Genomic DNA, 12,228 nt, shown 5'->3' with positions numbered 1-12,228 from the left:
GAATGAAGCCCAAGCAACCGCTGAACCGAAGGAAGAGGTCAACATAGAGCCCGAATGAAGCCCGAGCACCAGCTGAACCGAAGGAAGAGGTCAACATAGAGCCCGAATGAAGCCCGAGCACCAGCTGAAGCGGAAGAAGAGGTCATCATAGAGGCTGAATGAAGCCCAAGCAACAGCTGAAACGTGATAGAAGGTCATTAAAAATACTCATACACCGAAACAACACCCCTATCTCCAAAAAAGAACCAGTCAACGGACTGACTCTTCTCCTATTACATGACAAACTAGAAATTTCTAAGAAAAAGCTCAAAAGGAACTCGAAAGATTATAGCATCGCTCTATAGTAATCAATAATCGACTCTGTCTTTTATAAACTGTCAACTGTCACATATAAATTGTTAACTCTTGTTGGGATTTGATGAACGAAACATAAAGGAAAAAAGCATAGAGCAACTAAATTGTTATATATTGAGTTGATATTTTAGGACTAACATAAAACAAAAAATTTAGGAGGCCATTATGAAAAAAATTTTTACTATGTTACTGTGTTTTGTACTAATGATGAGTGTTTTCCCAGCAGCTATGGGAGCAGCAACGGATACAAAAGATGGATATTATTCGGTTTTATTCAACCAAAAGAGTGTTCCCGCAAGCTTTGAGAACCAAGTTAAGAGTCTGGGAGGAGAAATTGTTTATTCCGTTCCACAAATTGGTTTTGTACAGGTAAAAGCGCCGACTACTTCTTTTAATAAATTGAGAGGACTTGCTGGTTTAAATGTCGCGAATCCTTCCTTGTCTTGGAGTGTCCCAGAGTCTTTACGAATTACAGAAGACACGGTTAACCCAGCAGATGCAGCACTTTGGGACTTACAATGGGATATTCAACGAATAACAGAAAACGGTGCGAGCTTTGAACTTGGGACAGGCTCACACGATGTAGTGGTTGGAGTTGTTGATACAGGTATAGATAGAACTCACCCTGATTTAGTGCCAAACTTATTGCCAGGATCTAAGAACTTTGTTCCTGCTGGTGGCTTCCGTGGAACAGAACCAGAGGAAGAAGGAGACCGTGAAGCTTTTGATGATACACATGGTCACGGGAGTCATGTCGCAGGCTCGATTGCTGGAAACGGTGCAATGCTAGGTGTTGCACCTGATACTGGTATAAAAGCATATCGGGTATTCGGGACGAGTTCTGCAGAGAGTGCATGGATTTATGACGCAATGATCACAGCTGCTGATGATGAAGTTGACGTTATTTCCATGAGTTTAGGCGGGTTTGATATTTTAGGACAAGTCTTTTATACAGATCCTAAAACAGGGAAGAGAACAAATTTAGGAAACGATGTTGCTGATTTTAAAGCTTATAAACGAGCGGTAGAATATGTTACGAAAAAAGGTGTTCTTGTTGTCGTTGCAGCGGGTAATGAGGAGCTAAATGCAACGAATAAGCGTGAAGTAACTAATTTCTTAAACGAATATTATGCGGGAGATGGGTATAGCTTTGTAGGTGCTGGATTTGAAGTGCCTGGGTCGATACCAGGAGTCGTTACGGTTTCGGCGACAGGTCAAAATGATGTGTTAGCGAATTACTCTAACTATGGTCCTGGCTTCATTGATATTGCAGCGGTTGGTGGTGATATCAAGTTATATGAAGAATACTTCTTAGCAGGAAAATTTAACGAATACATTGCCAACCGATTGTTTGAAACAGAATTTAACTTAAGTGCAAGTGAAGACGGAGGGTATTATTGGTCGGTTGGAACATCGATGGCGACCCCGAAAGTGTCTGCTGTAGCAGCATTGCTGATAGACAAGCATGGAAAAATGTCACCAGCAAAACTGCAAGACCTCTTATATAAAACAGCCGTTGATCCCGTGCGCGGAAAAGATCAGCGCTACTTCGGTAGCGGCCACTTGAATGCCTATAATGCGTTAAGGTGATCTCTTTTTGGGGTGTCACTGTGAGACCAGAAAAATCGTGATCCAAAGATTGTTCACGTAACTAAAAGGGTGACTCAATAGTCGTTGAATACGACTTTATGAGTCACCCTCTTTTTAATTGGTAAAATAATAGACAGCAAGTATTCTAGCGTAAGGTCGTACATGCATTAGATTATGACTGTAAACCTTAAATAATCTTGTTTCATGATTGTTCCAAGAAACAAAGCACCGAAGTCGAAATCCCCACTCTGTGGGGATTTTTTACGTTTAAATATTTTTATACGCAAACAGAGAACAATGTGGTATATATTAATAATCAAACAATTTTTTCAAAAAGTCTAAAAATGTTAGTTTAGTAGAAAATCGATAAATTACATAGAGTATATGAACAGGGTACATCTTTATAATTCTCTGCGCTCCCAGTTCGACTACAAGATACAGTTGCATGATTTTTTTGCAACTGTACTTTTTGGTTAACGTACCTACAGAGTTATCCTTTATATAAATAGAAATGACATGAAGATGATAGATTGGTCATTAATCAAGTAATTAATTACTTTGCAACTAAAACTATTTCAAACCTATTAGGGGGAAAGGTTATGAGCTGGAACAGGCAAAAACAAAAGTTTCGAGCAATTACAATTTTAGTAATTGTATTTTTATTAGGTTTTGAAAGTGTGATGTATAATGTCGCCTTCGCGAGTGTCGATGCAACTAACCCAATTTTCCATAGTGTCGAGGTCGATCGCGAAGAAGGAACGACAGGGGACCAGATACTCATTTCCGTTGCTACAGAATACAAAGACTCTGAGACGAGAAGAGTTAGCGTCCATTATCAGACACCGTTAACGGAAAGAGACTATAAAGTTCCATTAACCTTTAACACTGATAGTGGGAATTATGAAGGGAAAATTGTTATCGATGATCAGATGGAAGCGGGGGCTTGGAAAATTCGCGCTATCATAATTGATGATTATGAAGAAAATACGTTGATCATTTACAACCAAGAGCTTATTGAGCACAAGCAATCCCAAGACCTTAGCGCAGGAAACTTTCATATTTATGGGACAAATACTGATGTTACCAAGCCTGTGTTTCGAAGTGCTAAGATAGATCATAAAGAAGCAACGGTAGGCGATGAAGTAAAAGTTTCAGTAGATGCAGAAGACATGGAGTCTGGAATAAAAAGCGCAGAAGTATTCTACCAAACCCCACACAGCGAGAGAGATTACAAACTATCCTTAATGCTTAATCCTGAAAGTGGAAACTATGAAGGCACGGTCAATATTGTTAAATATATGGAACCAGGTACTTGGAAAATTAGGGCCATTCAAATAGATGATCACGCTAGTAATTCGTTAGTAGTGTACAATAAGGAATTTCATGATGAAGAAGAGAGTAATACTTTCGATTTGAGAAGTGCTGATTTTCTTGTCTTTGATACAAACTATGATTATACAGAACCTATTTTTCATGGCGTTGAAGTTGATTTGAAAAAAGGTACTGTAGGGGATCAAATTAAGGTTATAGTTGATGCCGAGGATGAGGATTCAGGGATCAGTAGATTGGAAGTTTTCTATCAGACGCCAGTTACAAAAGGTGAGCATAAATTAGTACTAGAACTTAACCCTGATAGTGAAAAGTATGAAGGCTTTATTCGAATTAAAGAAAATACCGAAGCAGGAATATGGAAAATTAAATCGATCATCATTGATGATTACGGCGATAACGCAATTTTTATTTACAGTGATGAATTTTACCCGAAAAGTTCTGGAACAGACTTAAGTAAAGGTGATTTTAACGTCTATGGAACAAAAGTAGCAGATGTCCCTGATGGTTATATCGGCATTTATACAGCCGATGATTTAAATGCGATCCGTGAGAATTTAGATGCCAAGTATATGATAATGAATGATATTGATCTAAGAACTGCCATGGCTGAAGGTGGCAACTATTACCGAAATGGTGCAGGTTGGGAACCAATTGGATCAGCTCAAGCGCCATTTAGGGGAATTTTAGATGGAAATGGTCATACAATTACAGGGTTAAACATAGCGATTTCTACGGATGAGGATGTTAGTATCGGTTTGTTTAGCCATACACACAACGCTGAAATTAAAAACATTGTCTTTGATCAAAGTAAAATTAGAGTGGAACGTTCAAATCAGAATGATCTAAATGAGCCGTTGTATGCTCAAATTGCTGTAGGGACAATAGCTGGCGTTATGCAGCATACGAAGGTTATCAATACGACTGTTAAAACGGAAATTGACATTACAACGAATAATCAATTTGTTTTTCACTCGATTTCTTCCCAGAGTTCAATCGGAGGTATGGCAGGAACGAGCTATGATTCTAGTTTTCTTCACAATACGGTGGAAGGTGAATTGAAAGCGGGCAGTACAAATGAAAGTGGGCAACGAACAGTCAGTGCTCGCGATTCTATTGGCGGAGTTGTTGGCGAAGGTCAACGAACGACGATCGAACATTCACTCAACCTAGCGAATGTTTCTGTAAAAGGGTTCAGCAAGGGAAAAGATGAGTCTTGGTACACGGGATATGCTGGCGGTTTTGAGGGCTATGGCTATCAATCGATTATGAAAAACAGTACCAATAAAGGCACAATTAGTGGTGAAGGAAGCAGTTCCCGAACGACAATCGCTGCTGGCGGAATGACGGCAATGGGAGATAACTCCACCTATGAGAATACGAAAAATGAAGGAACCATTTTAACAAAAGAAAACTTTCAACATGAATATAACAGTTATTCTCTGGGGTTATACTCTGGTGGAATTGCTGGATCTTTGCGACATAGTACTCTTACAACTAGTGAAAACAATGGGAAAATCATTGGGGGTACTTCAGGTGGGATTGCTGGTCAATTAAATGGCGGCAATACACTTTCGCATAGTAAAAATAGTGGCGAGGTTGAAGGTGATTATTTCGCGGGTGGTCTTGTTGGTGGCTTGTATGGTTCGACCTTAAAGAAAAGCAGCAACGAAGGGCAGATCCAAGGTGGTGATAGTGGAGGAGTTGTTGGAGATAGTTATGCTTCAACGATTTTGGAGTCACATAATAGTGGAAGTGTCCAGGCAGTTAACAATGCTGGTGGTTTAGTTGCATCTTTATCGGGTACAAGTCAGTTTAGTGCAAGCATAGCGACTAGCTTTAATACAGGGACTGTTAATGGAAATTTTGCTGGTGGCTTAGTAGGAAGGCTTCATCATGCGATGGTTACGGATGCGTTTAATATCGGTCCTGTCACTTTTTCACATATGGGCGGAGGTCTTGTCGGTACTGCTGAAAGGAGTACAATCATAAGACGAGCTTACCAGCTTGGAAGTATGAATGACGAGAATTTTTACCGATGGAACTATATGGGTGCTATTATCGGTGGAGGCATTGACGAATGGAGTGCGAATAATCGCCTCCTTGAAGATGTTTACTATGTAGATAGTGCTGTTCATTTTCCTATAAGCGATGATCAACAACCTGGAATTAAGAAGCTGACATTTGAGCAAATGCAAACTCAAGAACGCTTCGGGAAATTTGATTTTGAAAAGGTTTGGGTCATTGACCCGCAGTCGAACTATACGTTTCCGCAGCTTCGCAATCACTCGATCGAGCTAGCAGAAGAACAAACTATCAATTTATTTTTAAAAAATGTACCAAAGCAGACGGTCTATGCAAAAGGTAAACCGCTGAATTTAGAGGGAGCAGAGCTCTTCGGTAGAACATCAGCTGGAAATGAATATCAGCTGGAGCTATCGCAAGTAGAAGTTACAGGCTTTGATCCTGAAAAAGTAGGAAACCAACGACCAACGCTTCAATATGAAGGTTTATCGACTTCCTTTGCTGTTGAGGTAAAGGATACATTCACGGTTACCTTCAGAGATTGGGACGGTCAAGTTTTAAAAACAGAGAAGGTTATGGAGGGTGGGGCCGCGACAGCACCAAAGCCACCTGTAGAACAAGGATTTACATTTATTGGTTGGGATTATGATTTTACTAATGTCCGAAATGATTTGTGGATTTCTCCTATGTATGAAATTAATCAATATACTGTGACGTTTATTGATTTTAATGGAGATGTTTTAAAAACAGAGACTGTCAACTATGGTTCAAGAGTCCAACCTCCGATAGCGCCAGTACGTGAAGGTTATACATTTATTGGCTGGGATCAAGAGCTATACATGATTACAAGTGACTTAACGGTTCAAGCGCAGTATGAAAAGAATAAGTATCTTGTGACGTTTTACGATTATGATGGAAGTGGGCTTGCACAAGTAATCGTTGAAGAAGGACAAGCAGCAACCGCTCCAGAAGTACCAACGAGGGTTGGGTACACTTTTATTGGCTGGGACGTGCCATTTGAGAATGTCACTATTGATTTAGATGTTTACGCACAATATGAGCTAAATCAGTATGACGTAATTTTTAAGGACGGAAATAGTGTGTTAGCAGAGCAACGTTTCAGTCATAACGCCGTTTTAAATGTTCCAAATGATCCTGTGAAGGCGGGGCATACGTTTATCGGTTGGTACACTGATTCTAGTTTTCAATCCAAGTTTTCATTTGGTCTAGTCGTGACAGATGGGATTGTCTTGTATGTTTATTTTGAGGCGAACCCGAGTACACCTCAAAGTGTCACCGTAGCTTCTGAAGGGTATAACAAGTTAAAAGTGTCTTGGGGCCTAGTAACTGGAGCCGATGGCTATGAGGTTTATCAAGCGCCATCAAGAAACGGCACGTACAGTCGAGTACAAACCGTAACTAATGGAGCGACAACAAGTGTTACTAGGAGTAGTTTGAAAACAGGGACGACTTACTTCTATAAAATAAGGGCGTACCGCGTTGTTGATGGGATTAAAATTTATAGCAACTATTCTTCGATAGCAAGTGGGAAACCAGTCTTAGCTCGAGTGATCTCTGTCACAACAACTTCTGCTTCGTATAATCAAATTCGAATTAATTGGGGCAGGGTGACAGGCGCTAGCGGGTATGAGATCTATCGCGCTACATCAAAGGATGGCAAGTATACAAGGGTGAAAAGCATTACGAGCGGCAGTACATTAACGTTCACAAATGGGAGCCGCGCCACTGGGACAACGTACTATTACAAGGTTAGAGCGTACCGCGTCGTTGATGGAACCAGAGTTTACGGTACATTCTCTGCAGTCAGAAGTGGAAAAGCGGTGCTACCTGTACCGAAGAACGTAAAGGCCAGTAAAGCAAGCGCCACTTCAGCGACCATTTCCTGGTCGCGCGTGACTGGGGCAAGTGGTTATGAAGTCCATCGTGCCACTTCGAAAAACGGCAAGTACAGTCGAGTCGGCACGGTTACAAGCGGGGGCACCGTTAGATTTACGAACGCAGGCTTAAAACGCGGCACGAAGTATCACTACAAAGTCCGCGCTTATCGCGTCGTCAACGGCAAGCGCGTGTACAGCGGTTTTACTCCTGTCGAGTCACTGTGACACCTCGAAAAACCTTGTTCCACGCAGTGTTTCACGAAGTAAATATATATAGGGAGGGAGATTCAACAGTCGTAATTACGACTGTTGAATCTCCCTTTTTTTAACTAGTAAAATAAATAGGTTAACAAGCAAGAATGAAGCCCGAAGAGCCGCTGAAACGGAGGGGGAGGTCACTAAAGCTCGCGAATAAAGCCCGAAGAGCCGCTGAAACGGGAGAGGAGGTCACTAAAGCTCGCGAATAAAGCCCTAGGAGCCGCTGAAACGGAGGAGAAGGTCACTAAAGCCCGCGAATAAAGCCCGAAGAGCCGCTGAACCGGAGGAGGAGGTCACTAAAGCTCGCGAATGAAGCCCGAGGAGCCTCTGAAATGGGAGAGGAGGTCACTAAAGCCCGCGACTAAAGCCCGAAGAGCCGCTGAAATGGGAGAGGAGGTCACTAAAGCTGGCGAATAAAGCCCGAGGAGCCGCTGAACCGGAGGAGGAGGTCACTAAAGCTCGCGAATGAAGCCCTTGGAGCTGCTGAAACGGAGGAGAAGGTCACTAAAGCTCGCGAATAAAGCCCGAGGAGCCTCTAAAACGGAGGAAGAGGTCACTAAAGAGGGTGAATGAAGCCCGAAGAGCCTCTAAAACGGAGGAAGAGGTCACTAAAGCTGACGAATGAAGCCCGAACCCCCCAACACCCTAAAAAAGAACCAGTCATCCGACTGGCTCTCCTCACTCTACTTACAGGTATTCACTTGCTTATATTTCAGTTGGAGTAGTTTCTCTTGATGGTGGTAGGCTTTTTGGAATAATTCGCCTCTTTTTGTTGCGTCGCTTTCTGGACAGTTGGTGTATTTCGAGAAATAGTATCTAGTGCACATTTCTCGCCACCACATTTGTATCCATACCATATGGTTCACCTCATTTGGCCATACTTGTACGGACTTGGAACGTATTCGGCAGCTGGCTGGCATGACTTTCGTTTTAGCCCCTTTAGCTTTGCGTCACCATTTTTCAATGATTTTGCCCGTTCGTACGAAGAATGGTAGTTTGTATGTAATATCGTCGAATATTGTTGAAACAATAATAGTTAAAAATGTTCTATTTTATTCCATTTATATGGAATCACTAGCGAGAAAAGACCTAGTTTTTCATTCATCGAACGAATTAAAGTACTGATTTATCTTGTTTTTCCCGAGTTCTTTTAGAGCTTCGATTTCTTCGGCAGAAAAATGATGCTTTAATGTCGCTTTCATTTCTTCGAATTCTTCTTCAGTTAACCCGTTTTTTACTTTATCTACCATTGCGAGCAGCTCTGTCATCGAAAATTCAGATAGAACCCTTGTGATCGCCTCATCTTTTGATAAAGCGAGTTCCTCTCGCTGGTCGGTGGCAACTTCATCCGTCATTGGCCCCAGGTCATGGTGGCGCAGCTCAACCTCATCCTCATCATGAGCTAAACCAGTATCATGATGCGGCTCACCTTTATTTTGCCCCATGATAGCAAACTTTTCATTACTAATAAAGTTCTCCTTAAGAGCTTTACTTTCCTCTAAAAAGTTGTGTTCTGCCATTAAGCTTTTTCCAAAGTTCGTGCCTGTCAAAATAAAGAGGCCAATGAAGGCGAAAAGAATAAGTCTTAGCATGTTGTTCACCTCTGTTATGTGTGTCTATTAAAGTCAAAGAAACTCAGAATTCGAGCATTTATACATTGATCACAGTGTCGACATCAATTGGAGAAGACATACATATGAGGTGCAAAACTAACGAGCATATTCATTGAAAATGTACACTTGATAGTTCCCTCTCAACGTCCACTGTTGTCGAAAAATAATTATTTTCCCCAGCGGCCCAGCGCCACTTTTTTGGATTAAAATGAAAATATACTTTGAAGATTTAGGGGGATAGATCATGGGGCGTTTCCGTTTCTTAAATGTACTCATTGTTTTCTTATTGCTTTTTTCAAGTTTAAGTTCGATCTTCAGCGCGCAAGGAAAGGTTGTTGCAACAACTAATTTTGCGCCTATTCAACTTGATTTTACGCCCCACGATACGGCGGTTGATCCAGAAAAGCCAGTCATTTATATGACGAGGCAAAATAGTAAAACCATTGTAGCTGTCGACTATAAAAGTGGAACGATGCATACGCTAGATCTGCCATTCCCAGGGGAACAGCTTGAACTGTACGATGGGAAGCTTTATATTACCCAACAAAAGATGCAGCGAAGTGCCACCAATTTTGGTCCATACATTGGTGCGATTGCAGTGGTGGAAACAAGCAGCTTTGAGCTAGTAGAACTATTTGATATTAATGCCGAACCATATGATATCGCAATTGATAAAGACGGTTATTTGTATGTGACGCCAGGCTCTGGTCAATGGGCAGATATGAAGGTTTATTCATTGCATGATCAAAAGGAAATCCCTAATAAAAATGCTAATACAAGACACCGTTCTGCGATTTTATATAGTGAAACTACATCGAGGGTATATACGATTACATCCGATGTCAGCCCTAGAGATGTTACGGCTTTTGAAGTGGATAACGGCGTCATAAACGCGAAATATTCTTCCCCTTATCATGGGAAATATCCATTAAGACCTACTGCGAAAATTAGCCCTGATGGCCTGCAAATGTATAATCTTAGTGGAGTTGTTTTTGAATTATCAACGGTTCGAAATCAAGATATGACTTATGATTTTTCCTTTGGTGAGCGATACAGTGATTATGCGTTTAGTTTAGAGGAGGAGCTTACTTTTGCCGCAAGCCCGTCTGGTGGAATTGATGTGTATTTATACCCCACAGATGAGTTGATCTACACGATCCAACCGAATATTGTTTTTGAAAAACTTCATTTTCAAGATGGTTTAGTGACCATTTATAAAGAAGGCGGTAAAACGTTTCTGCAGTTTTTAGAGAATTATGGGCCAGGGCCACCTCAATATGAGGATAGTTTTTACTTTCAGATGGAAACCGATGATGATTTTGAACTGTATGATTTTTATGATGGGGTTCGAAATGTTCCAGTTGACACTTTAATTGGAATTATCTTTAACCAGACCATTTTCTTAGAAGATGAAACGAAAATAAATCTCAAAGGTCCAGAGGGTTCTGTCTATTTAGAGTGTGATGATGAGGATGGGATCTTGTGGGTTGAGCCTGATTTACTAAAGGAAAATAACAATTATACGTTAACGATACAAAAAGGAGCTGTCAGTGGCTTTTTTGATGAACTTTCTGACCAGGATTTAGTTTTTAACTTTAGAACGGTCATTCCTCCAGTCCAATCGGTATCAATCGAGTCCGATGATAGCAACGCCCCAGCACAATATCGTTTTAAAGCGGTGGCTAGTGGTGGGGTTGAGCCAATCTATCAGTTTTCTGTACGAGAGAATGGGCAATGGAAGGTCGTGCAGCGTTATAGCTCGAACCCTGAGTTCATTTGGTCTCCTAAACAGACGGGTACTGTTGAGTTTAGAGTTCATGTAAGTAGCAGTGGGCAGACGAAGGATGATATTGTTTATACGTTTTCCCAAACCGTTCATGATTCCGTGCTGCCTGAAATGACGATTACACCTAGTGAAGTCAGCCCGACCAATCAAGACATCTCCCTAACCGTTCGGGCAACGGATAATTTTGGGATTAAACGAATAAAGTTACCTAATGGAGAGTTTGTTAACGGTTCGGAAGTGATGTTTTCAGTTGATAAGAATGGTACATTTACGTTTGAAGTAGAGGACTTAGGAGGAAATATTGTAAGTCAAAGTATTGAAGTAACGAATATCGATAAAGTAGCACCTGGAATGACGTTAACGCCCAATACGAACGCAGCGACAAACAGCGATGTCATCATCGAAATCCAGGCGTCTGATAATCGCGAGGTAAAAAGGATCGGGTTACCAGATGGAACGTTTCGTACAGCGAATACGACCACCTATGCGGTCAGTAAAAATGGTACTTATCGCTTCACAGTGGAGGATATAGCGGGTAACATCATCGAGCAATCGATGACGATTTCTAATATAGATAAAGTGAGACCTACGTTGACGCTCATCCCAAGTACTACAAATCCGACGAAAGAATCGATCGTCATTGCGGTGAATGCTACAGATAATGTAAAAGTAAGGAGAATTAAATTGCCTAACGGGAAGTATATCTCAGGGGCAACGGCCGTTTATCCTATAGATCGAAATGGCACCTATACGTTCATGGTAGAGGACTCCGTAGGGAATAGTAGCACGAAGTCGATTAAAGTAGAAAATATTTTTAGAACACCGCCACCAAGACCGACGGTAAATCCAATTTGGGATAGCCATACGACGATTAAAGGAAAAACCGCACCAAATGTTACCGTATATGCTCAAAGAGGGTCAACGAGGATCGGTTCAGTGAAATCAAAGTCCAATGGAGAATTCACGATTACAATTGCGAAACAAAAGGCAGGCAGTAAGATCGCGGTGTATGCAAAAGATCCTGCTGGCAATGTCAGTACGACAAGGGAAGTAACGGTCATTGATAAAACACCGCCATCGATGCCAAAAGTAAATCCAATTACGACACGCTCCAAAGCGGTGACTGGAACAGCGGAAAAAGGAGCTACCGTGCATGTTTATCATGGCAGTACGTATTTAAATAAAGGTTTAGTAGATTCGAAAGGTAATTTTAACATTCCGATCAAACAGCAACGAGCAGGCAGAACAATCAGTGTGTACGCGGTCGATAAGGCAGGGAATAAAAGTAGGATTGCTTCTGTTAGGGTGAATTAATAAGGCAAGGCACTGGCATGCGTAATAAAAGAAGTTGAAAGTTATTGAGATTTATAAAAGA

4 protein-coding genes and 1 riboswitch are annotated in these 12,228 nt (G+C 41.3%); of the genes, 3 read left to right on the top strand and 1 reads right to left on the bottom strand.

Translation table 11 applies throughout. The features are described from left to right. The first annotated feature begins 519 nt into the window (after positions 1–519). Complete coding sequence (locus tag GKP30_RS15705) at positions 520–1,944, top strand: S8 family peptidase (protein ID WP_216830407.1); 1,425 nt, start codon at positions 520–522, stop codon at positions 1,942–1,944. A 599-nt stretch (positions 1,945–2,543) separates the two neighbouring features. Beyond that, positions 2,544–7,421: an InlB B-repeat-containing protein gene (locus tag GKP30_RS15700; RefSeq protein ID WP_216830406.1), complete on the top strand. Its 4,878-nt coding sequence runs from the start codon at positions 2,544–2,546 to the stop codon at positions 7,419–7,421. Positions 7,422–8,355: 934 nt separating this feature from the next. Continuing rightward, a riboswitch (cyclic di-GMP riboswitch) is annotated at positions 8,356–8,438 on the bottom strand. 113 nt (positions 8,439–8,551) lie between these two features. On the opposite strand, the gene GKP30_RS15695 is transcribed toward GKP30_RS15700, so the two are convergent. Next, positions 8,552–9,046, bottom strand: a complete 495-nt coding sequence (locus tag GKP30_RS15695) for a hypothetical protein (RefSeq protein WP_216830405.1) — start codon at positions 9,044–9,046, stop codon at positions 8,552–8,554. Positions 9,047–9,311: 265 nt separating this feature from the next. Between GKP30_RS15695 and GKP30_RS15690 the strand changes: the two genes are divergently transcribed. After that, positions 9,312–12,167 (top strand): Ig-like domain-containing protein, encoded by a 2,856-nt coding sequence (locus GKP30_RS15690; protein ID WP_216830404.1) that lies wholly within the window; start codon positions 9,312–9,314, stop codon positions 12,165–12,167. The last annotated feature ends 61 nt before the right edge of the window (positions 12,168–12,228 follow it).

Origin of the sequence: Alkalihalobacterium elongatum (assembly GCF_019024285.1) — a bacterium.
GTDB classification, from domain to species: Bacteria; Bacillota; Bacilli; order Bacillales; family Bacillaceae_F; genus Alkalihalobacterium; species Alkalihalobacterium elongatum.
Note: the sequence above shows the minus strand (reverse complement) of the source record. Positions and strands in the feature narration are given on the sequence as shown.

Excerpts from the sequence above, each read along its gene's own strand:
- GKP30_RS15705 (WP_216830407.1), top strand. The coding sequence starts at position 520 with ATGAAAAAAATTTTTACTATGTTACTGTGTTTTGTACTAATGATGAGT.
- GKP30_RS15700 (WP_216830406.1), top strand. The coding sequence starts at position 2,544 with ATGAGCTGGAACAGGCAAAAACAAAAGTTTCGAGCAATTACAATTTTA.
- GKP30_RS15695 (WP_216830405.1), bottom strand. The coding sequence starts at position 9,046 with ATGCTAAGACTTATTCTTTTCGCCTTCATTGGCCTCTTTATTTTGACA.
- GKP30_RS15690 (WP_216830404.1), top strand. The coding sequence starts at position 9,312 with ATGGGGCGTTTCCGTTTCTTAAATGTACTCATTGTTTTCTTATTGCTT.